General features: G+C 44.3%; 15 protein-coding genes. 12 read left to right on the top strand and 3 right to left on the bottom strand.

What is annotated here, in order from left to right; all coding sequences use genetic code 11:
• Positions 1 to 257 precede the first annotated feature (257 nt).
• From DN752_RS05485 to DN752_RS05470, 4 genes are all read left to right on the top strand, one after another.
• Positions 258 to 1,124, top strand: coding sequence for an AraC family transcriptional regulator (locus tag DN752_RS05485; protein ID WP_112783015.1), 867 nt, complete (start codon positions 258 to 260; stop codon positions 1,122 to 1,124).
• A gap of 415 nt (positions 1,125 to 1,539) precedes the next feature.
• A complete protein-coding gene (locus DN752_RS05480; RefSeq protein ID WP_162633126.1) occupies positions 1,540 to 1,746 on the top strand; it encodes a hypothetical protein in 207 nt (68 codons plus the stop codon).
• An 8-nt stretch (positions 1,747 to 1,754) separates the two neighbouring features.
• Positions 1,755 to 3,143, top strand: coding sequence for an alkyl/aryl-sulfatase (locus DN752_RS05475; protein WP_211324160.1), 1,389 nt, complete (start codon positions 1,755 to 1,757; stop codon positions 3,141 to 3,143).
• A gap of 96 nt (positions 3,144 to 3,239) precedes the next feature.
• Entirely contained in the window at positions 3,240 to 4,037 is a 798-nt protein-coding gene (locus tag DN752_RS05470) for an NAD(P)H-binding protein (protein ID WP_245949468.1), read from the top strand.
• Between the two features lie 7 nt (positions 4,038 to 4,044).
• Here DN752_RS05470 and DN752_RS05465 read toward each other — a convergent pair whose 3' ends face one another.
• Positions 4,045 to 5,199: a helix-turn-helix domain-containing protein gene (locus tag DN752_RS05465; protein WP_112783013.1), complete on the bottom strand. Its 1,155-nt coding sequence runs from the start codon at positions 5,197 to 5,199 to the stop codon at positions 4,045 to 4,047.
• A gap of 139 nt (positions 5,200 to 5,338) precedes the next feature.
• Between DN752_RS05465 and DN752_RS05460 the strand changes: the two genes are divergently transcribed.
• Entirely contained in the window at positions 5,339 to 8,179 is a 2,841-nt protein-coding gene (locus DN752_RS05460; RefSeq protein WP_112783012.1) for a glycoside hydrolase family 2 TIM barrel-domain containing protein, read from the top strand.
• 26 nt (positions 8,180 to 8,205) lie between these two features.
• Positions 8,206 to 9,495: a glycoside hydrolase family 117 protein gene (locus DN752_RS05455; protein ID WP_112783011.1), complete on the top strand. Its 1,290-nt coding sequence runs from the start codon at positions 8,206 to 8,208 to the stop codon at positions 9,493 to 9,495.
• Between the two features lie 61 nt (positions 9,496 to 9,556).
• On the opposite strand, the gene DN752_RS05450 is transcribed toward DN752_RS05455, so the two are convergent.
• Positions 9,557 to 10,549, bottom strand: a complete 993-nt coding sequence (locus DN752_RS05450) for a YhdH/YhfP family quinone oxidoreductase (protein WP_112783010.1) — start codon at positions 10,547 to 10,549, stop codon at positions 9,557 to 9,559.
• Positions 10,550 to 10,657: 108 nt separating this feature from the next.
• Here DN752_RS05450 and DN752_RS05445 point away from each other — a divergent pair, with 108 nt between their 5' ends.
• Positions 10,658 to 10,999: a winged helix-turn-helix transcriptional regulator gene (locus DN752_RS05445; RefSeq protein ID WP_112783009.1), complete on the top strand. Its 342-nt coding sequence runs from the start codon at positions 10,658 to 10,660 to the stop codon at positions 10,997 to 10,999.
• Between the two features lie 44 nt (positions 11,000 to 11,043).
• On the opposite strand, the gene DN752_RS05440 is transcribed toward DN752_RS05445, so the two are convergent.
• Positions 11,044 to 12,066: a LacI family DNA-binding transcriptional regulator gene (locus tag DN752_RS05440; protein WP_112783008.1), complete on the bottom strand. Its 1,023-nt coding sequence runs from the start codon at positions 12,064 to 12,066 to the stop codon at positions 11,044 to 11,046.
• A 361-nt stretch (positions 12,067 to 12,427) separates the two neighbouring features.
• On the opposite strand from DN752_RS05440, the gene DN752_RS05435 reads away from it, so the two are divergent.
• Genes DN752_RS05435 through DN752_RS05415 form a run of 5 tightly spaced genes read left to right on the top strand, consistent with a single transcriptional unit; the run spans position 12,428 to position 22,563 of the window.
• Entirely contained in the window at positions 12,428 to 14,080 is a 1,653-nt protein-coding gene (locus DN752_RS05435) for a sodium:solute symporter family protein (RefSeq protein WP_112783007.1), read from the top strand.
• Position 14,081: 1 nt separating this feature from the next.
• Positions 14,082 to 16,358, top strand: coding sequence for an FAD-dependent oxidoreductase (locus DN752_RS05430; RefSeq protein WP_112786433.1), 2,277 nt, complete (start codon positions 14,082 to 14,084; stop codon positions 16,356 to 16,358).
• Positions 16,359 to 16,417: 59 nt separating this feature from the next.
• Complete coding sequence (locus DN752_RS05425; RefSeq protein WP_112783006.1) at positions 16,418 to 19,537, top strand: SusC/RagA family TonB-linked outer membrane protein; 3,120 nt, start codon at positions 16,418 to 16,420, stop codon at positions 19,535 to 19,537.
• Positions 19,538 to 19,554: 17 nt separating this feature from the next.
• Positions 19,555 to 21,012, top strand: coding sequence for a RagB/SusD family nutrient uptake outer membrane protein (locus DN752_RS05420; RefSeq protein WP_112783005.1), 1,458 nt, complete (start codon positions 19,555 to 19,557; stop codon positions 21,010 to 21,012).
• Between the two features lie 54 nt (positions 21,013 to 21,066).
• A complete protein-coding gene (locus tag DN752_RS05415) occupies positions 21,067 to 22,563 on the top strand; it encodes a sulfatase family protein (RefSeq protein ID WP_211324157.1) in 1,497 nt (498 codons plus the stop codon).
• Positions 22,564 to 22,623: the final 60 nt, after the last annotated feature.

Here is a 22,623-nt window from a genome sequence, read left to right as displayed (position 1 = left end):
GTATCAACCGGATTAAACCCGGAATATGCATTAGCCTATCTGTTGCGACCTGAAACTGCTTCAAAATCAGTCGTTTCACTTTAGTTTTCGGCATAACCGTAGCGGTGCTACGCTAATGCCTCCAAACTAACTGATTTTCTTGCACTTTCAGCTCTCACTACGATTCCCAACGCATAATCCAGGTTAAAAGATTAGCTAAATACCCAAGCCTTTTGTGCCATAATTGCGTATAACTATGAAAAAGTGACTATTCAAGCATGATCAATATTCCTCAAATACCATTTAAGAGTAAAAAAGACTCGGTGGAGATTGAAGTGCTTAATTTGTCGGAGTTGTTTTTAAGAATCGAAGAAGACCCAAACCATGATCCTAGAGCTCCACACCGCATAAGTTTTTTTGCTTTATTGATCGTTACCGAAGGAGAAGGTTTTCATCAGGTTGATTTACAAAAATATGCCATTCAAAAAGGGACAGTGGTGAAAATAGCCAAAGATCAGGTTCATGCTTTTCAAGGAGACCTGACCTATGACGGGTATTTGGTGGTGTTTACGGAAGATTTTGTGCTAAAGTACTTTTCCCAATCATCCATCGAATTTATCTCTCACCTCTATAATTACCATCTTTCTGAGCCCATAGTGGGGAAGAGTTCAATTAATGATTCCTTTATTGGTCAGTTACTTGAAGAACTTCAGTATAATAGCCATTATGCACATAAAGAAATATTGGCAAAAATACTTGAACTCTATTTGCTTAAGTTGGAGCGGTTTTCCAATAATCCTGCTTTGACCAACAAGGTCGATAGCGTCCACTATTCTCAATTCATCCAATTTAAAGACTTGGTGGAAAAGAATTTCCAAAGGACCAGAAATGTAAAAGACTATGCCGAAACCATGGCGATTTCTCCTAAGCATCTGAACCTGATAGTGAAGGGATTTACGTTATACTCTGCCAAACATTTTATTGATCAATATGTGGTATTGGAGATTAAGAGAACGATTCTTTGTGCAAATAACAGCCTCAAAGAGGTGGCTTATCGAATGGGGTTTGATGAAGTGACGAATTTTACGAAGTTTTTTAAAAAACAGACAGGACAGACGCCAAAAAGCTTTAAATCCAGTATGTAAATAAGTGAAGATATTGCTTTAGGTTTCATATTAACCATTTTTTAGCCGTCTTTTACCTTTATACAGCTACTCCTTCTTCCTAACTTTGATGCTGTAATACAATAGGAACCAGCGACAATGCAGTTTGATGGTATTTTCCAATTATTAAACCCGGAATATGCATTAGCCTATCTACGCCACGGCGCACAGGTGTTGCGACCTTAAACTGCTTCAAAATCAGCTGTTTCACATTAGTTTTCGGCATAACCGTAGCGGTGCTACGCTAATGCCTCCAAACTAACTGATTTTCTTGCAATTTCAGCTCTCACTACGATTCCTAACGCATAATCCGGGTTAAACTGCTGGATGGTATTTACCATTTTAGTTTACTTATTGTGTTCGATTGGAATTTTATTCACTTAAAAATGTCAAAATTATGAGCAAGGTAGCCTTATGTCCACTTTGTGGAGGCAAGTCAAAAATAAAGGAATCAGAAGGAGATATATCGTATCAGGCAGTTCAGGATGAAGAAGCTTTTAAGAAAATAGTCCAGCTTAAAAAGGCTATGGAAAAGTTCAAGGCAAAGTCAGAACGGCTTGAAAAAGAACTGGAGGAACTAAATTTAAAATGGAAGGAAAAGTGAAGATACAAATGCAAAGATGGGTATATACTATATTAATGGTCACAATTGGCTTTTCAGTAACTGCACATGCGCAGGAAACCGAAGCCACGCGACGTCTACTGGAACAAAACAAGGAGTTTGTTCCAGAGATTTATAGGATTGAAGAAAAGGTATGGTTTGCCGTTGGTCACGATGTAAGTAATGTGGCTATGATTGAAGGGGAAACTGGGATTATATTAATAGACGCAGGGATGTCCCCAGTTCGGATGGAAGCGTTGCGGTCAAGGTTTCGAGAAATCACGAAAAAGCCCATTAAGGGAATTATCATCACTCATGGCCACGGAGATCATTTTGGAGGCATTCAGGCTTTTCTAGCGGAAGGAAGCAATCCGGAGATTTGGGGAAGGAGGGCAGCATTAGGAGACAATACAGGGTTTAATATCGAAGCGAACGCAGGGAAAGAAGCAGGTTTGACTTACACCAATGTCCGTGGGGCACGACAGGCAGGTATTATCCTCCCGGACTCCATTCATATTAACAATGGTGTTGCTGCCCGGCCAGATAAACAACGCACCATGTTTACCCGTGCAAAAGAAACCGCGGCATTCGAACCCACGCATTTTTTAACAGAGGAACGAAAACAAATAGAAATAGATGGTGTTAAATTTGAGTTGGTGGCTGCCACCGGCGAGACCTACGATAATATGTATGTATGGATGCCGGAACAGAAAATTCTCTTTTGTGGCGACAGTTATTACAAATCGTTTCCTAATCTATATACCATCCGTGGTTCACAATACCGCGATGTGCAGAGTTGGTACCAAAGCATAGAAAAAATGCTAAGTGAAGGTGCGGAATATTTATTGCCCGGGCACACACGTCCCGTGATCGGAAAAGAGGAGGTACAAGCGACTTTAAGCAATTATCATGATGCCATAAAATTCGTATTTGACAAAACCATAGAAGGCATAAACGAAGGCATGACCCCTGACCAATTGGTAGAGTACGTGAAACTGCCCGAAGACCTGGCGTCCCTGCCTTATTTGACAGAATATTATGGTAGGGTTGACTGGGCGGTCCGGTCCATATTTAATGGTTATCTGGGATGGTTTGATGGCAATCCGGTCACGTTGAACAAGCTATCACCAAAGGCAGAAGCAACAAAGATAGCAACAATGGCAGGAGGGGAAGACAAGCTTCGGGCAAACGCACTGGAGGCCTTTGATTCAGGAGACTTTCAATGGGCGGTTCAAGCGTTTGATTATCTCCTTGCATTAAATGAAAATGATCAGGAAATAATCCGTCTGAAAGCAGCCGCTTTAATGGAAATTGCTGAGACCATGGTAAATGCTACGGCCAGAAATTATATAAACAGTTATGCCATTCAGTTAAAAGAAAGGTTAAAAGAATCGGACTAATATATTAAACCCAGTGTAAAAAGAACTAAAAATGAAAATCGCAGTAACATCAGCCAGTGGGCAGTTGGGGGAGCTATTATCAGTCAACTAGTTCAGGTGGTAGGTAAAGAAAACGTTATAGGTATCGCTCGGACCCCGCAAAATGCAGAGCACCTAAAAGTAGCTATAAGAAAGGGAGATTATAATCATCGGGATCAATTTGACGAAGCGTTGAAAGGAGTTGACAGGGTATTATTGGTGTCAGGCATGGATGCCCCTGATAAAAGGATACAACAACATCGCAATGTAATAGAGGCAGCGAAGCAAAATGGAGTAAAAAAAATCGTTTACACTAGCATTGTTGGTGATGAAGCAAGGACTTCCTTCAGTGGAATTGTAAAAAGTAATCGGCAGACAGAGAAGGATATTCAACAATCAGGCTTGGCGTGGGAAATTGGGAGAAATGGGATCTATATCGAGCCGGACATGGAGTATTTAGATACATATATAAAAGAAGGTGAAGTCAGGAATTGTGCGGGTGAAGGGAAGTGTGGATATACCAGTAGGGAGGAGTTGGGGCATGCCTATGCCCAAATGTTGGTAAATGATAAGTACAATGGACAGACCAATAATTTGGCAGGAGAAGCCATAACACAAACTGAATTGGTAAAACTTATCAACCACGTATTTAATACTGAGCTAAAATACAAGCCCGTCACCGTTAGCGCTTACCAAAAAGAAAGAAAGGCAGCACTCGGGGAATTTATGGGGAACATCATTGCGGGTATTTACGAAGGAATTAAAATGGGAGCATTCGAAGTGGAGGCTGATTTTGAAAAAGTAGTAGGAAGACCACATCACTCTCCTTTGGCCTTAATATCGTCTTTTTATGAGCAAAATAAGGGAGCTCAGTAGGAGAAGCCTAAAATGGAACTACCAAAATTTCCTCTAAGCTTAAGTTAGTCCTTTCTTTGCCTTTGGCCTTGAATATTGCGGTAAAATACGTATTGTCCATTAGGTGTTTTTGGGTAAAGGACTCCAAGGAGTCAAGGTTGGTGAAATATTCAACGGTGGCCATTACACCAATATCGTGATTGGAGAAAAAGAAGAACTGTTCAGTGTCATTTGGGCCGGGCATTCGGGAGACCAGTGCCAGGTCATTTTCCTTATAGCCGATATTGGTCATGAAGGTAGTGTCCGAAAAGTTGCCGTTTCCTGAGAAATGAACTTGGTTGTCTAATATCTGGAAGTCCCGATTGCCTTCATTGAATAGGTAGAGAAAGTTTTTTTGATCTTTTAACCTACCAATGTATATGGTGTTTTCTTTTTTTATATCCACAAATGAAGCATGGGTGGCGTATTTTATGACAAAATCAGTATCCAATAAAGTAAAGAACCTGGCCAAATCATGCGTGGCATTTTCGGCCATTCGCGTGGAGTAATTGTAGTCTGTAGGAGAGGTCAATTGCTTTAACTGTGGCTTGTCTTCCAGCATTTTATAGTAATCATCCAAGCTGTTAATGTCGAAATCCCTCGTCCAACCGTTAAGGCCGGAAATGGTCTTCCCGCTGTAGCCAAAGGCATCACCGATATATAAATTGGTAGCATGGCCATTGTTAATAAAGCCTTCCCATACTTTTGGTTTGGTATTGGACAAATAGAAAAAAAGCAAGCCACAAATAGTTAAGGACAAAAGCAGCAATATACCTTGGTGCAATGATGGCTTCCAGCTTTTTTTAGCATTATTTGCCTTTGCCCCCGATTGGTATTTTAGTTGATATTGGCCTTTCTCCAGTAAGATGATGAATTGATCACCAGCGCCTTCGATTTTGTAATAGTCAGCCAGTTTTTTTCTTAAATTGAAGATGTTTACCCTGACACGAGGGTTGTTTTTTTCGCTTCCGGGGTCTCCTCCAAAAAATTCTACGTCAATGATACTTTCCTTTAGTACTTGGTCTTTTAGTTCAGCCTGAACAAGGTAACGCAAAAGTGCGGTACTTGTTGGAGCATTTTTGAACGTTTCGCTCCTAAGGATCTTTTCGGCTATCTCAAGTTTAGCCTCATTTGAAAGGTTCATGGGTTTAAAGCATTTATCAGTTGATTAGCGGCGGGTATTAACCGTTATAGGTACCGTTAAAGCACCGTTAAAGTTAATTTTTTATCGCTGTATGCACTAATTTTCATAAAAGAATTAAGGCTGTCAACAAATAAAGGTTATGTATAAAATAGGTTTAAAATTAATTTTGATCGGTTTACTGGTGACCATAGGCTATGAAGGATATGGGCAGGACAGTAGTGGGGCAATTACCGAAAAGCAGTATCTGTCGGGGACAGGAAAAGACGATTTGGTGGAGTGGGACTTTTTTTGTTCGGAAGGAAGAAATAGCGGTAAGTGGACGACGATAGGGGTTCCGTCGTGTTGGGAACAACAAGGTTTTGGCGCATATAACTATGGACAAGACCCTATGGACGAACGGGCCAAGGAGTATGGCCTTTACAAGCATACCTTTTCTGTGCCCAAGGACTGGAAAGAGAAGGAGGTGAAAATCGTCTTTGAGGGAGTCATGACCGATGCCGAGGTAAGGATCAATGGGGAGCTGGCTGGAGAGGTACATCAAGGGGCATTCTATGAGTTCAACTACGCGATCACGGATTTGCTGAAGCCTGATGGCCAAGAGAACCTTTTGGAAGTAAGGGTGGATAAAGTGTCTTCCAATGAGAGCATTAACTATGCAGAGCGCAAGGCTGATTTTTGGGTTTTTGGAGGGATCTTTCGTCCGGTTTACCTAGAGGCACTTCCAAGAGAACACATTGACCGTGTGGCCATCGATGCTGGGGCCAATGGTGAGATTAGGGCCGATTTGTACCTGAATGCTCCAAATGCGTCTGATGTGAATGCGCACTTGTATAGTATGAATGGTGACTTGGTGCAGAAGCTGGGCGATATAGAGCTAAAGAAATCTTCCGGAATATGGTCGGTCCATGCCCAAGCCGAGGACATAGAAACCTGGAATCCTGAGCAACCCAATCTATACTGGTTGGCTTTGGCTATTGAAGATCAAAATGGAAATGTCCTACATGAAATCAAGGAGCGGATCGGATTCCGTACAGTAGAAGTGCTGGAAGGCGACGGGATATACGTCAATGGGCAACGAATTAAATTTAAAGGCGTAAATCGCCATTCATTTTATCCCACATCTGGCCGTACCACGTCCAAGGAACTAAGCATTGAGCATGTGCAGATGATGAAAGACATGAACATGAATGCGGTCAGGATGTCCCATTATCCTCCTGACGTACATTTTTTAGATGTTTGTGATTCATTGGGCTTATTTGTGATCGATGAGGTATGTACCTGGCATAGTCCCCACTTGGATACGGAAGTAGGGGAGAAGATCGTAAAGGAGACCGTGGTCAGGGATGTGAACCACCCCTCCATATTGTTATGGGCCAATGGCAACGAAACCGGGTGGAATACAGAGCTGGATGAAGACTATGCCATTTGGGATATCCAAAAGAGGGAAGTCATCCATCCTTGGAATATTTTCAATAAAACCAATACCCTACATTACTTCCAATACCATGCCCTTGCCAATGACGGGTATGCCAAAGAAAAGATATTGTTTCCCACGGAGTTTTTGCATGGATTATATGATGGAGGTCATGGGGCAGGATTGGAAGATTACTGGGAGCTGATGTGGGACATGCCGCAGTCCGCTGGAGGTTTTTTATGGGATTTTGCCGATGAGGCAGTGGTCAGGACTGATAAAAATGGCAAACTGGACACAGATGGAAATCATGCCGCCGACGGTATCGTAGGACCTTATGGGGAAAAAGAAGCCAGCTATTATACCATAAAAGAAATATGGTCACCCATTTATATTGAAGAACGAACTATCCGAGAGGGGTTCAATGGTGTTTTTCGTGTGGAAAACAGGCACCATTTTACCAACCTGGCAGAATGTACATTGGAGGCCAAATGGATGCGATTTGGAATGGTAGGTTCAAGCGAACCAAGTAAGGTGTTGTTTGAGGAATCCATTACATTTCCTGATATGGCTCCAGGTGAAAAAGGAAAGTTATCCGTTGACAGGCCTGATGGATGGCAACAGGCCGATGCGTTACATTTAACAGCTATTGACCCAGAGGGAAAAGAAATTTACACTTGGTCCTATCCTGTACAGTCTCCCGCCGAATACCACCAACACCGGCTGGACTATGGGGCAGAAGGGAAGTTGACTTCCACTACATCGGGGAAGCTTATAAAGGTCAGTACCAATGAAATGGATTACAGCTTTTCCAAAGAAAACGGGCTCTTGGTAGAAGTGATGAAAGAAGGTAAGCTAATTCCATTAAAAAATGGCCCTATACTATTTGATCATGATGACAAAGTGGATACCCTAATGGTAGAGGCCACAGAAGATAAGGTGGAGATTACGGTTCGTTTCGAGGAGCGGGACAAAACCCCGGAATGGACCACCCATGTGGAGTTAAGTTCGGACATAGTCAAATGGACCGTGTATCCAAACGGCTTACTCGATTTGTGGGTAGAAATGAAGGGTGAAAAAAGGGTGAAGGGCTTTAAGGGCTTTACTTTTTCCTTTCCCGAAAAAGACGTTGAAGGCATGAAGTGGTTGGGCGATGGGCCTTATCGAGTATGGCGAAATCGGATGAAGGGCACTAGGTTTCAGGTTTGGGAAAATGACTATAACAATACCGTTACCGGAGAGACAGCGTATGATTACCCCGAGTTCAAAGGTTTTTATTCCAGTCTGTATTGGTTAGAGGTGGTTGGTAGAGACAATAATGGTTTTACTGTTTATAGCCATTCTCCTCACCTTTTTATGAGGATGTTGACCCCAGAAGCTCCCAGTGAAGACCAGCATGGTAGGGTTACCGTGAAGTTTCCGGAAGGGGATATTTCATTTCTCAAAAACATCCCCGCCATAGGAACCAAATTCCAACATTCGGACACCATGGGGCCGCACGGGAAATCAGAAAATTATTTTGGTAATGATGATGAGCCAATAGTTACTAAACTCACATTTAAATTTTAATTGCATAAGCAAACAGCTATAATATCATGAAAATAATTTATATAGTTGGAATCGCATTATGTTTAGGTGCGTGCCAATCTTCCCAGCAGGAACAGGTAAGCGATGGAAATAAAGATTTCCCCTTTTTAATTCCCTCAGATAAACCAAACAGGCCCTTAAGTGCAGCGGTTGAAAGGAATTATGATGCCTATGAAAATATCCGACCAGAGCAAAGCGAATTGTATTCCCAGTTTAAATACACTGAATTAAAGGGGTTTGACTACCACGGTGGTGATGGAACCGTCACCCGAAGGGATCCTTCCAAGGTGATCTTTGAAAACGGAAAATACTACGTGTGGTACACCTATAGGAATACTCCTGTGAAGGCCGTTGGAATGGCACGAGCAAAAGAGGCAAACGACACCATCCCTTCTGCCGATTGGGATTTGTCCGAGATATGGTATGCGACTTCCGAAGACGGTTTTACTTGGGAAGAGCAAGGGGTGGCCGTACCCCGTCCTCCAAAGCCCCAGCCTGGATGGCGATCCGTAACCACTACGGATATTCTGAAATGGAAGGGGAAATATTACCTGTACTTTCAGGCCTTTATGGAAGCCAGTGGTCTTCGTGGAGATTTTTGTCCAGTGTCAGTGGCCTATGCGGATTCCCCTGATGGCCCTTGGACCCACACCAATAAAGTGGTCATTCCCAATGGTCCAGAAGGATCATGGGACCAATACTCCATTCATGACCCTTATCCATTGGTGCATAATGGCAAAATCTACTTGTACTACAAAGGGGATTTTGACAAACGCCCTGAGCTAAATCCTTCGAAGGTGCGGATGCAAGGATTGGCCATAGCAGACGACCCTTTGGGGCCATTCAAGAAGCATTCACTTAATCCAGTGATCAATTCTGGTCACGAAACCACGTTGTTTCCCTTTAAGGAAGGTGTGGCGGCCATTGTGCAGCGCGATGGACAGGAGCATAATACCATTCAATATGCAAAAGATTGGGTGAATTTCGAGATAGCGGCGATCACGGAATTATTACCTGTGGCTGCTGGACCTTATGTCCCTGATGCTTTTACGGATACCAAGGACGGGACAGGGATTACTTGGGGGCTTTCCCATTTTATCAATGCTGGTGGAGACTGGGAGCATAACCACACGGTATTGACACGCTTTGATTGTGATTTGAGTCAGGATGTCGATGACCAGGAGATGAAGGGACATTACATGAACTTAAGTCCTGAGTTTCATTACCAGCAGTCACTCAGTAAAGAGCAACGGCAGCGAATCGAAAATCAACATCACCAACTAAAGTCCAAACAATGACCTTTGCACCGGTTTGTGCATTAAGAATCGCAGAAGCCTATCCCGACGCATAATTGAGGCCTTAATGGGTTAAGATAGCCCGTCCTTTGGCCTTCCCTTTGAGGATTGTACTGATTTCATCGGAAAGTTGATCCAGAGAGATTTCCTTGGCCAATTTTGTCAATTGTGATGGCTTCCATTCTTTGGCCAACTTTTGCCAGATTTCTTTCTTTGAAGTCAAGGGGATTTCCACAGAATCAATTCCGATCAAACTGATTCCTCTTAGAATAAATGGAAAGATACTGGTGTGAATCTCAGGGGAAGCCACCATACCACAGCAAGTGACGACTCCATTGTATTTGACGGACTTGACTATTCCGGAGAGGATTTCTCCTCCTGTACAATCGATTCCAGCAGCATAGGTAGGACGGGACATTGGTTTTTTATTGTGTGAAGCGATAAACTCTTCCCGACTGGTGATTTCTGATGCTCCAAGCGTATCCTGGAAATAATCAGGGCTGTTTTTTGAAGTGATTACGTGAACTTCATAACCCAATTTGCTCAGAATTGCTGTAGAAATGCTGCCGACACCCCCACTGGCACCGCTTACAATTACTGGCCCATTGCTAGGAACAATCCCGGCTTTAAGGATTTTTGAAACTGATAACCCTGCTGTCAATCCTGCTGTCCCGTAACACATGGATTCTTTTTCTGATAAATCCTTGGGTAAGGGCAGGATCCATGACTCGGGGACTTTGATGTATTCTCCATAGCCGCCCCAGGTATTCATGCCTAGGTCATAGCCTGTTACCAGGACTTTGTCTCCTTTATGGTATGGGGAATCGTCAGGATCTACCACTTCTCCAACAGCATCAATACCTGGCACATGGGGGAATTTTTTAGTAACCCCCTTGTTACCAGTGGCAGATAGGGCGTCCTTGAAATTGACTGATGAATAACTGACTTTGATCAATACCCCTTTGGAAGGCAATGCAGAAAACGGTAACTGGGCAATCTCCTGATGGATACCTTCTTCTTTTTCGGAAACCAGAAATGCGTTGAACGATTCTTTCATAGTTTTTCTTTTAAAGGTATATTGGATAAATCAAATAATCAATGACTTACATTTTGTTCAGTTACTGAACTTGACTACATGTTTACTGGTTATTAGGGAAATAAAATTATGGATAATTTAAAAGAAATTGAAGTCAATTGCCCATCGGACGCTTTTTTGCAAGTGATCAAAGGAAAATGCAAAACCACTTTGATCATGCTGATCAAGAAAGGGATAAACCGGTTCAGCGAAATGAACCGGACTTTGCCTACCATTAGTGAGCGAATGATCGCAAAGCAACTGGATGAGCTCGAAGAGGATGGGATAATAGCACGCAAGGTTTTTCCAGAAGTGCCTCCCAAAGTTGAGTACTCCTTAACAGCATATGGTGATACCCTTTTTCCTTTGGTGAAGGCCATTAGGAAATGGGGGTATATTCATATGGAAAGAAACCAGGAAATTGAAAAATAACTATTGGGATGCCGTCGCCGTAAAACGATTGAAGGCCCGCATTTTTACTGGCCAGTGCAGGAAGTAGATTCCCTAATGTTCAGTTTTCCATCAAAGAGGTAATGTTCATTGGACTTATCGATACCGGCGATTTGATCCAATAAAAACTTGGAGATCAAATGGCCAATTTGGTCCGTAGGCTGTGATATACTGGACAGCTCCGGCTCGACAACCAAGGCCATAGCTGATTCTGTAAAGCCCATAACTTTGACTTTTTCTGGTATAGCGATCCCTTTACGCTTCAGGATTTTCATGGCCCCGATAGCCAAGGGGTCTCCTGCAGCCAATATGCCATCCGGGGGGCCATATTTTTCCAAATACCTGGACATGGCCACCTCACCATCCTGTACAGTTATTCCTGCTTCAATGACCTGATGGTCTTGATAAGTAACCCGGTGTTTTTCCAAGGCCTTTTTAAATCCCAATATGCGCTGTTGCCCAAGAGGGAGGTGCCTTGGAAGGGCTAAGTGGATGAGGTTTTGGCAGCCTTGTGAAATAAGGTGCTCAGTGCCGAATACAGCCCATTTGTAATCGTTAAACTCTACTTTTGGAGAGTTTACTTTCTTGGATACCCGATTAAATTGGACAATGGGAATACCCGATTTGATGACGTCGTTAATGTATTCATGATTAAGGCTGCCGTTGCAAAGCGAAATGATAAGGCCATCCACCATATGGTTTACCAAAGTTTCTATATTTTTTCGTTCCAATTCTGAATTTTCGTGGGAAGACATGATAAAGGTCTGGTAGTCGCTCTCCAATAGCTTTTCTTGGGCACTGAAGATGACCTCTGAAAAGTAGCTGTGGCTAAATTCCGGGACGATTATCCCAATGTTTAAGGTTTGCTTCTTTAGTAGTTTTTGGGCAAAGGGATTAGGTACATAGCCCATTTGGCGAGCAGCTTTTAGGATTTTTTGCCGGGTACGATCACTGATGTCCTTGTACTTCGGGTTGAAAGCCTTGGAGACCGTTCCTACGGAGAGATGAAGGGTTTCTGCCAAGTCTTTTATGGTTATATACTCTTTCATAGGGGAAATATTCTTTTTGGCTAGTATTTCGTCAAACAAGCCTGCCTTCTTGCCCGCCCGCTTTTTAATTTCTTAACGTCCAATACCTGCAAGGCGGATCCATTTTGTACATGTTTTTAAAGTCCATGGATTAAAACCATAATTCTCTCAATGGACGATCTGTATTGGAAAATCTTCTTAACTAAACGACATTGATAAACCGGGTTTAAACTTTCCATGGAGGTTAAGGGGGAATTTACGAAAAGGTTTTCGTTAAAAAAATCATTCACGAAAACCTTTTCGTAAACGGGATTGGCTCCTCTTCATTTTTTTTTAAGAGACTTATGCTCACTTTTATCATCGCAATACCAAAATAACCCCAATGCAAGAGCAAGATTACATTTTAATCGGAGTGTTTACACTAATTGTCCTATCTGCTGGATTGGCTTTTGCCAGGACAGGACGTTCGATGGCCAATTTTTTTGCCGGAGGAGGCAATGTGCCTTGGTGGATTAGTGGGCTTAGCTTGTTTATGAGTTTTTTCTCTGCCGGGACATTTGTGGTCTGGGGTTCTATCGCCTATGACCAAGGAATGGTGGCAGTTACTATACAGAGTATGATGGCCATCGCAGGGCTGATCATTTATTTTACGGTAGCCCGCAAATGGAAAGAGGCTAACGTCTTGACCGCTGCTGAATATGTTACCCATAGGTTTGGCGTAAAAACCCAGAAAATATATTCTTATTTGTTTATTGCAGTGTCATTTTTTACGGCCGGATCTTTCCTGTATCCAGTGGCAAAGATCGTATCGGTTTCGGCACAGGTGCCTATTACCCTTATCATCCTGATTTTAGGAATTACCATTGTTCTTTATACCGCTGTGGGTGGGTTTTGGGCAGTATTGGCCACGGATGTATTGCAGTTTGTGGTACTGACAGCGGCAGTTTTTATTGTTATCCCATTGGCATTGGATGAAGTGGGGGGGATGGATGGTTTTATTGCCCAGTCCCCAGAAGGTTTTTTTGGTCTTATCAACAGTGAATTTAGCCCCATGTTCTTGGTGGCTTTCATGCTTTACAATTTTGTTTTTATCGGAGGAAATTGGGCGTATGTACAACGCTATACAAGTGTAAAATCTCCAAAAGAGGCAAAAAAAGTAGCCCTGTTATTCGCTGGCTTTTACTTGGTTTTTCCGTTGATATGGATGTTGCCACCTATGATTTATAAGGTGTACGACCCCGGACTGGTGACCACCCAGCAGATGGAAGGAGCCTACCTCATGATGTGTGCCAAGGCCTTGCCAATTGGTATGTTGGGCCTGATGATAGCAGCTATGGTCTTTGCTACGGCCAGCTCGGTAAATACAACCCTCAATATGATGGCGGCTGTCACCACTAATGACCTTTACAAGTCTATCCATCCCCAAGCGTCAGAAAAACAATTGATTAAAGTCGCCAGATGGGTGACCGTAGTTTTTGGTCTTGGCGTGATGGGCGTAGCCATGCTGGTTCCCTATTTGGGAGGAATCGTCAATGTAGTGCTGAAAGTAGCCGCAGTGACTGGAGCGCCGTTGTTTGCGCCGATACTTTGGAGTCTGTATTCGAGGAGACAGGACAGCAGGTCGGTAATTATCACCTCAATTCTGAGTATCGTCGGATTGGCATTGATAATACTCATTTTGCCTTCCGTGCTGGATTATGAAGTTTCCAGAAGTATGGAAATGACCTTGGGTGTTGCAGTGCCTGTATGTATGTTGATCCTATTTGAAATCAAGAATAGGCCTGTTTTATCAGGGGAGAAAGCCCCGGTAACCATTGGCTCCGACCAGGAAGTGGAAGAAGTAGAGCGGTCGGGTGATGATACCGCTTTCGGGATAAAAGTCATCTCAATTGCCACAGGCATGATTGGATTGATAATGACAGGACTTGGTATAATCGCCAGTAAAGGAAATGAGATGCTGGTAGCTGCCGGTATTATCATGGTACTTATGGCAAGTGCTGGATTATATTTTGGAAAAAAGAAATCAAAAAATTAGCATGATCAAAGAAGCGTTTAAGAGTTTTCGTAATCTTAAAGAATCCACAGCATATTCGGATATCGTAATCGTGGGAGGAGGACTTTCCGGTGTTTGTGCGGCGATTACCGCAGCACGGCAGGGGTGCAAAGTGACCTTGATCCAAGATCGGCCTGTATTAGGAGGCAACGCTTCCAGCGAAGTGAGATTATGGGCCTTGGGAGCCACCTCCCACATGGGAAATAACAACCGATGGGCGAGAGAAGGGGGGATAGTGGATGAAATCATGGTGGAGAATACCTTTCGAAACAAAGAGGGCAATCCGGTGCTTTTTGATACGGTGGTGCTTGACAAGGTAATGGCGGAGCCCAATATTAGTCTTTACCTCAATACATCAGTTTTCCATATTGCCAAAGCTGACGACCGCACCATCGAAAAAGTCATCGCATTTAATTCCCAGAATTCTACACTCTATCATTTTGCTGCCCGGCAGTTCATTGATGCATCGGGTGATGGCATTGTGTCCTATATGGCCGGGGTGCCTTACCGAATAGGAGCCGAAAGCCCCGAGGAGCTAGGAGAAGGATTGGCTCCTGATGTGGAAGATTATGGTGAACTGCTTGGGCATACCTTGTTTTTTTATTCCAAGAAAACAGAAAAGCCAGTCAAGTATGTGGCACCCGATTATGCGATAAAGGACACTTCCCAGATTCCAGGAGTCAAAAATGTGGAAGTGGGCGACCATGGGTGTAAGCTGTGGTGGTTTGAGTATGGTGGTAGGAAAGATACCATCCACGATACTGAAGAAATCAAACATGAGCTGTGGAAAGTAGCTTACGGAATATGGAATTATATAAAGAACTCAGGGAATTTTACAGAAGCCGATCACTATACCTTGGAATGGGTGGGCCTGATCCCCGGCAAACGTGAGAGCAGAAGATTTGAAGGGGAGTATATGCTAAAGCAGGAAGACCTTGTCCATCAGCAAGCCCACGATGATGCGATTTCTTTTGGGGGATGGGCAATGGACCTTCACCCTGCTGACGGGGTGTACAGTGATAAGCCCAGCTGCACCCAGTGGCATACCAAGGGCGTTTACGCCATACCTTACAGGTGCTATGTCCCGAAGTCCATTGATAACCTGCTGCTGGCTGGAAGGATCATAAGTGCCTCCCACGTGGCCTTTGGTTCCACGAGGGTAATGGCGACGTGTGCCCATGGAGGACAGGCTGTCGGGATGGCTGCAGCGCATGTTATAAAATACGATGTCTCCCCTCGTGAGCTACTTGAGAAGAGTAAGCTGAAAAAGCTCCAGCAGGACCTGGTGGCTACGGGACATTATATCCCACAGCTTCAATTCACTTTAAATAACTTGGCCGATGATGCCGTCATCCATCCGTCAAGTGAATACAGTTTAGGAGCCCTGTCAGCTGGATTCTCATGGGAGAACCTTTCCTTTTCGATGGCTCAAATGGTTCCAGTACGAAAAAAAATACCCGGATTTTCCCTGTCCTTACGTGTCAGAAAGGCGACAGCACTTACGGTACAAGTAAGGAAAAGTAGCAAACCATATAACCACACGCCGGATATCACGGTGTGGTCAACCGATTATTCATTGGAGGTTGGAGAACAAAAGCTGGCAGTGGAGGTGGGAGACTTGGGAGGATTCCAAGACCAATATGCATTTATTACGGTCTTGAAAAACGACGACGTGGATATTCTACTTTCTGACCAATTGCTATCGGGCATGGTCTCAGTGTATAATCAGGTGAATAAGGCGGTTTCCAATTTTGGCAAGCAAGAACCGCCTGAAGGATCGGGAGTGGATGAGTTTGAGTTTTGGTGCCCAAAGCGTCGGCCCAAGGGAGGAAATATGGCCATTGAATTTGCAGAACCAGTATATACCTATGAAGTCAATAACATTCTTAGCCCATTGTACCGGCCTGTAGCGCAGCCTAACGCTTGGATGGCTAGCCCATCAGATACCCAGCCTTCCCTTGATTTCCAATGGTCTCATCCCGTTTCGATAAGTCGCCTCAAAATATTTCTTGATCCGGATTACGATCATCCTATGGAAACGGTACAAATGGAACACCATGAACATGTCATGCCATTTGTTGCCAGGAATATGATAGTGATGGATGATGATGAAAATCACCTGGCCACGATCTCCGAAAACCATCAAGCGGTCATAACTGTCGACTTTGACCAACCAGTGGTCACTGGTATGCTTAAACTTCAGTTTGAGCATCCTTCCGATAAGGTACCTCTAGCTGTTTTTGGTATATGTATTACCTAATGGACGTTTGTAACTATTGATGTTTTTATGATTAAACAACCTTAAAAAAACCCGAAATAATGAAATTAATTAATGTAATTTTAATAGGTTTAGCCTTAGGCTTAACCTACCAGGACGGTTATGCCCTGAGCAAAACCAATACCGCTCCCTTCGAATCGAAAGCTAATGGGCATGGAGCCGTCAAGACCACTTCTTTTGAAGTCACCGGAACAGTAGTGGATGAAGAAGGGCTTCCTCTTCCTGGCGCCACTGTAGTGGAAAAAAACACCTCAAACGGCACGGTAACAGATTTGGATGGAAACTTTTCCTTGACTGTCCAAGATGACCAACAGGTCATTGTCGTGTCATTTGTGGGATTCGAGTCCAAAGAGATCCCTCTTAATGGAAAAAGCAATTTTAATGTGACCCTAACTTCCGATACCGAGTCCTTGGAGGAAGTAGTGGTAGTAGGCTATGGTTCGGTAAAAAAATCCGACCTAACTGGATCCGTGGCTTCGGTTTCTTCAGATGAATTGAACAAAACCCCTATTTCATCCTTGGACCAGGGGCTACAAGGGCGTGTAGCAGGAGTGGAAATCACCCAAAACTCGGGTGCTCCGGGAGGGGCTACCAGTGTAAAGATTCGAGGAGGTAATTCCTTGAGCACTTCGAACGAACCCTTGTACGTGATTGATGGCTTTCCTATCGTGGCGGGTGGATCGGCTCCCGGGTCGACCACAGCCCAGAATTCTGCCGGCGGCCAGTTAAATCCCTTGTCAACGATCAATCCCAATGACATCGCCTCTATCGAAGTGCTGAAAGATGCATCGGCCACTTCCATTTACGGTGCCAGAGGTGCGAACGGCGTGATCCTCATCACTACCAAAAAAGGAGAAAAGGGAAAGACAAAGATCAATTACAATGCTTACTACGGTGTCCAAGAGGTGACCAAAAAACTGGATATGATGAATGCAGAGGAGTTTCTCGCACTCAACAATGAAATCAATCCAGGGGCCTTAGATGGTATTACCTATCACGACACAGATTGGCAGGATGTGATTTTCAGGAATGCACCCATCCAAAACCATCAGCTGTCTTTCGCTGGAGGGAGCGAAAAAACAGTTTATAATCTCAGTTTTAATTATTTTGATCAGCAGGGGATTATAAAAAATTCCGATTTTGAGCGTATTTCCGCACGGCTCAATCTGGAAAATGAATTGCACGATCGGGTGAAGATCGGCATAAACCTTAATTACAATTACGTCGTGAGCAATGGTGCCATCACAGGGACTACTTACGAAAGTGAAAATACGGGGACCGTTACTGCTGCCCTCTTTGCTCCACCGATTTTTGCTCCTTATACGGATCAGGGAGATTATACCTACTTTGGTGATATCAATGCCAACTTTGAATTGTCAGCCAACCCATTGGCACTTACGCAAGTGCTCAATAGAAGTACCAATACCAGGCTGCTCAGCAATTTTTATGTCAATGTGGAAATAGCAGAAGGCCTGACTTACCGAGGTAATATTGGGGTGGATGTTTTTCACGACCGTAAGGATAGCTATACAGGCACAGACGTGCCCCTAGGGAGGATCAACAGTGGAGTGGCAGGAATAGGGAACTTGGATCAAAACTCCCTGATCCACGAAAGTGTCCTGAATTATTCCAAAAAAATCGGTGAGGCACATGACTTCAATATCACTGGGGTGTTCTCCACACAGCGGTATACAGGCACCAACTCCCTCGCAGGAGGTAGCGAACTGTCCACCGACCTTTTGGTGAACAACAACTTGGGATTGGTATCCAACCGAAACATTTCATCCAATAAATCCAGCTGGAGATTAGACTCCTGGACAGGTAGGGTAAACTATATCCTATTGGACAAGTATTTACTTACCTTGACCGGAAGGGCTGATGGATCCAGTAGGTTTGGGCAAAACAACAAATGGGGCTTTTTCCCTTCTGCAGCCTTGGCGTGGAGGGCAAAAGAAGAAGCCTTCTTAATAGATAGTGAGCTGATCAGTGACCTGAAATTAAGGGTGAGCTATGGGGTCACCGGAAATGCCAATATTCCTCTCTACCAGTCTTTTCCGAGATTGACCAGTGGGAGCAATTATAATTTCGGAAACGAATTGAATATCGGAATAAGCCCCACTGGAGTGGCCAATCCAGATATCAAGTGGGAACGTACCAACCAAGCCGATGTCGGCATGGATGTAGGTTTTTGGAACAACCGGTTGATGTTAACATTTGATTATTACCATAAGAGGACTGAGGATTTGTTGATTTCCCGTAGGATTCCAGCTTCTTCCGGCTTCAATACGGTATTTGGGAATTTTGGCGAAATCGAGAACAAAGGATTTGAGCTGGGACTGAACGCCGTGGTCATAGACAGGGCGTTGACTTGGGAGGTATCGGCAAACTATTCCCGCAATCGAAACAAGATCCTTAAAATTACCGGAGAAGTAGATGAGGTGATTCCTACTGGTGATGGTGGTGTTGGGGCTTTTGCCAATGCCAGTCTACTGAAAGTAGGCTATCCGGTTGGGACTTTTTATGGATATGTTTGGGATGGTGTATGGCAGACTACCGACGATATTGCCAACAGTCACATGCCTTCAGCACAGCCCGGTGATGCAAAATACGCCGATATTAATGGAGATGGGGCTTTTAGTGCAGCTGACCGTAAGATCATTGGAGATCCCAATCCTGACTATATTTTTGGGTTCACCAATAACTTTCGCTACAAGGGATTCGACTTGTCCGTCTTTCTTCAAGGCAATATAGGCAACGACGTCTTCTATAACAGAAGAATGCGATTGGAGTCAGCTACTTTTGGAACCAATCAACTGGCAGCGGTGGTCAACCATTGGTCACCTGAAAACCCCAGCAATGAATATATCAGGCCGTCCCAAAGTGGAAGGATATTGCAGAGCAGTAGGTATATTGAGGATGGGTCGTTCGTTCGGCTAAAGAACATCCAGTTGGGATACAGCTTCGAAGTTTCCCAAATAGATTGGTTGTCAAGACTCCGACTGTATACCAGTCTCACCAACTTGGTCACCTGGACAGATTACTCAGGATATGACCCAGAGCTGAATACCACTGGTGTTAATAATGTCACCAATTTTGGGATTGACAGAGATCCCTACCCTAGGGCAAAATCTTATTTGCTCGGTGTTCAAGTATCATTTTAATCATAACCCAAAAAGCCATGAATATCTATACCAAACGCATTGTGAGCGCCATTATTTTGGCAATGACACTGTTTTCTTGCAGTGATTTAGAAGAAACACCCTATAGTTTTTTGACGATCAATGAATATTATAATACTGCGGAGGATGCTGAATCAGCCATCACGGCTGCTTATGGAGCACTTACCAAACCCGGCATGTACGGGCAGTCCATTTGGATGCTTGGTGATTATTCGGCAGACCAAATGTTTCCCAAGCCAGTGGTGGGACGGAATTTGCTGACCGAATTCACTTACGATGCTACCCACGATCAAGTAGAGCAGTTTTGGAACGAAAGCTATAATGGTATCAATAATGTCAACCTGGTCATCCAGAACGTTCCGCTGATCGACATGGATGAAGCACGTAGAGAAGAGATCGTTGCAGAAGCCAAGTTCCTGAGAGGCTTGTTTTACTTTAATTTGGTAAAGACTTTTGGAGAAGTGCCCCTTAAAGTCCTTCCGACTGCCAGCCTAGCTGATATTGAATCACCAAAGAACCCTTCTTCAGAGATTTATGCCCAGATCATCCAAGACTTAAAGGAAGCTGGGGATATTTTAAATCCAGGAATTCCGGAGGTGAGCGGAAGGGCTTCACAAGGAGCCGCCCAAGGATTATTGGCAAAAGTATATCTTTATAATGGACAGTATGCAGAGGCAAGGGACATGGCCAAGACGGTGATGGATGACGGTACTTACCGGCTGGTGGACAGCCCAGGGGAACTTTGGGACGTAAGCCGTGAAAATGCCAATAGGGTGGAAAATATCTTTGCGGTAGAATTTTCGCGTAGTCCAAATCTCCAGTCCCAGAATTTCACCTCCTATTTGGCACCAGCAGGGTCAAACGGCGTCTATGCCGCTACCGCTTGGGGATCCAGCTTTGCATTTGAGCAGTTTTATCATTCTTATGCAGATGGAGATTTGCGGAAGCAGTTAATGGATACCTCTTTTGTGGACAGCCAAGGAGTTCTCCATACCATGGATAATGACCCAAACCTGAAAGAAAGGGTGATCATCGCAAAATATGCCGACCCTATGGCCAATGGTGCTAGAAACGAGACCAATTTCCCGATATTACGGTATGCTGATATATTGCTCATTTATGCTGAAGCCAGCGCAAGAGCAAGTGGTCAGGTCCAAGGGGAAGGACTTCAAATGGTAAATGCGGTAAGGGATCGGGCAGGTCTAGGCCCACTTCCTTCTGCGATCACCTTGGAGGAGTACTTGGCGGCCATTATGCAAGAACGATCATGGGAGTTGGCATTTGAGGCGGACCGTTGGTTTGATATGACCAGGACAGGGGAGTTTTTGGAGATTGGAGAAGTTACCAATTATTGGTTTCCAACACGTCCGGTCCAACCCAAGCACCGGTTTTTTCCGATTCCAGAAAATGAAGTGCTTACTAACGCCAATTTAGACCAAAATGAACCATGGAAATAAGGCGTGTTGGGATGATCAGTAGTTAAATTACCAATGAATCCGGATAATAAGTTTATGGGTACAATTAATTTATATAACCAAGTAGTTGCTTCCTGGCTTCAGTATCAGGTAACCAAGGGGCTTGTAGTCATCCAGGTTGTTTTGTGGAGCATTTTAATGCTGACCGCTTCTGCAAGTATGGCGCAGGGTGAAAAAGCCGCTCCTCGGCCCAATATCGTTTGGATCATGTTGGAGGATTGGAGTACTGATCTCGGCTGCTATGGGACCGAGGGCATCCAGACTCCCTTTACGGATACTTTGGCCAGTCAAGGAGCACGGTATACCAATGCCTTTTGCACCAGTCCTGTATGCTCTACGTCCCGGTCAGCGATGATTACTGGGTTTCATCAAAATTACATCGGTGCCCAGCAACACCGAACAGCCGAGAAGGATAAAGAAGTATTGCCTCATGGTATAAAGCCCCTGCCACTATTACTGAAAGAAGCGGGCTATTATACCGCATTGATGAAGTCTGCTAAAACCGATGCCAACTTTAAAGGTGACTTGGGGTTTATGGGCGATGACTGGAAAGACCGTAAGAAGGGGCAGCCCTTCTTTGCCCAAATAACACTTACCGGTACCCACCGTGAATGGAAAAGGGATCCCTTAAATCCTATTGCCACCGAAGAGGTGGTGCTTCCTCCGTACTATGCGGACACCCCATTTGCCAGACGTGACTGGGCAAACGGTCTGGAGCAGATGCAGCTCTGCGATCGGGAAATTGGAGAGATACTCAGCAGGTTGGAGGATGAAGGTCTTGTAGAAAACACCTTGGTCATTTTGATAGGGGACAATGGAAGGTGCCACATTCGCGGCAAACAGTTCTTATATGACCCGGGGATTCAAGTGCCCCTGATCATGCGGTGGCCCGGTGTGGTCGGCACTGGGCAGGTGAGCGACGACTTGGTACAAAGTATAGATGTAACCGCCTCCATACTGGATGTGGCAGGAGCGAGGCCCAAGACCCAATTGCAGGGGAGGTCCCTGTTTTCAGATGCTCTGTCACCACGCCAATACATTTATGCAGCAAGGGACAGGATGGGCAGCACACATGATGCTATGCGCACCATCCGGTCCAAGGAATACAAACTTATCCATAACCTTATGCCTGAAAGAGCCTGGCTACAGTATAGCGGATATAAAGAAGACAACTATCCCATGCTGGCGGAGATGAGTGTCATGTACCTAGAGGGAAAACTGAACGAAGATCAGGCAAAATTCTTTGCTCCCACTAAGCCAGAGTTCGAACTGTACCATATCTCCAAGGATCCCTATGAGCTCCAGAATCTTGCTTATGACAAAGCCTATGGAGCGATCAAGGACCAGCTGCTGGGCGAGCTTTATGCATGGAGGAAGTCCATCCAAGACCAAGGAGTATCGCAGGAATTTAGGATGGGTGGATTACCCTCCACCTACCCAACAAGAACACTGGAAGAATGGCAAAAGCGATATGAACAGTGGAAACCATATGTATTCAGAAGCACGGAAAATGACGAGCCACACCCTTTTTGATCAAGGCGGGCAAAGCGCATGGAGATGCGTTGTTTAAAGAATCAATTAAATAGAAGAAAG

Origin of the sequence: Echinicola strongylocentroti (assembly GCF_003260975.1) — a bacterium.
GTDB classification, from domain to species: Bacteria; Bacteroidota; Bacteroidia; order Cytophagales; family Cyclobacteriaceae; genus Echinicola; species Echinicola strongylocentroti.
The sequence above is the reverse complement of the archived record's forward strand: the minus strand, read 5'-3'. Positions and strand labels throughout refer to the sequence as shown.

Excerpts from the sequence above, each read along its gene's own strand:
- DN752_RS05485 (WP_112783015.1), top strand. The coding sequence starts at position 258 with ATGATCAATATTCCTCAAATACCATTTAAGAGTAAAAAAGACTCGGTG.
- DN752_RS05480 (WP_162633126.1), top strand. The coding sequence starts at position 1,540 with ATGAGCAAGGTAGCCTTATGTCCACTTTGTGGAGGCAAGTCAAAAATA.
- DN752_RS05475 (WP_211324160.1), top strand. The coding sequence starts at position 1,755 with ATGCAAAGATGGGTATATACTATATTAATGGTCACAATTGGCTTTTCA.
- DN752_RS05465 (WP_112783013.1), bottom strand. The coding sequence starts at position 5,199 with ATGAACCTTTCAAATGAGGCTAAACTTGAGATAGCCGAAAAGATCCTT.
- DN752_RS05460 (WP_112783012.1), top strand. The coding sequence starts at position 5,339 with ATGTATAAAATAGGTTTAAAATTAATTTTGATCGGTTTACTGGTGACC.
- DN752_RS05455 (WP_112783011.1), top strand. The coding sequence starts at position 8,206 with ATGAAAATAATTTATATAGTTGGAATCGCATTATGTTTAGGTGCGTGC.
- DN752_RS05450 (WP_112783010.1), bottom strand. The coding sequence starts at position 10,549 with ATGAAAGAATCGTTCAACGCATTTCTGGTTTCCGAAAAAGAAGAAGGT.
- DN752_RS05445 (WP_112783009.1), top strand. The coding sequence starts at position 10,658 with ATGGATAATTTAAAAGAAATTGAAGTCAATTGCCCATCGGACGCTTTT.
- DN752_RS05440 (WP_112783008.1), bottom strand. The coding sequence starts at position 12,066 with ATGAAAGAGTATATAACCATAAAAGACTTGGCAGAAACCCTTCATCTC.
- DN752_RS05435 (WP_112783007.1), top strand. The coding sequence starts at position 12,428 with ATGCAAGAGCAAGATTACATTTTAATCGGAGTGTTTACACTAATTGTC.
- DN752_RS05430 (WP_112786433.1), top strand. The coding sequence starts at position 14,082 with ATGATCAAAGAAGCGTTTAAGAGTTTTCGTAATCTTAAAGAATCCACA.
- DN752_RS05425 (WP_112783006.1), top strand. The coding sequence starts at position 16,418 with ATGAAATTAATTAATGTAATTTTAATAGGTTTAGCCTTAGGCTTAACC.
- DN752_RS05420 (WP_112783005.1), top strand. The coding sequence starts at position 19,555 with ATGAATATCTATACCAAACGCATTGTGAGCGCCATTATTTTGGCAATG.
- DN752_RS05415 (WP_211324157.1), top strand. The coding sequence starts at position 21,067 with ATGGGTACAATTAATTTATATAACCAAGTAGTTGCTTCCTGGCTTCAG.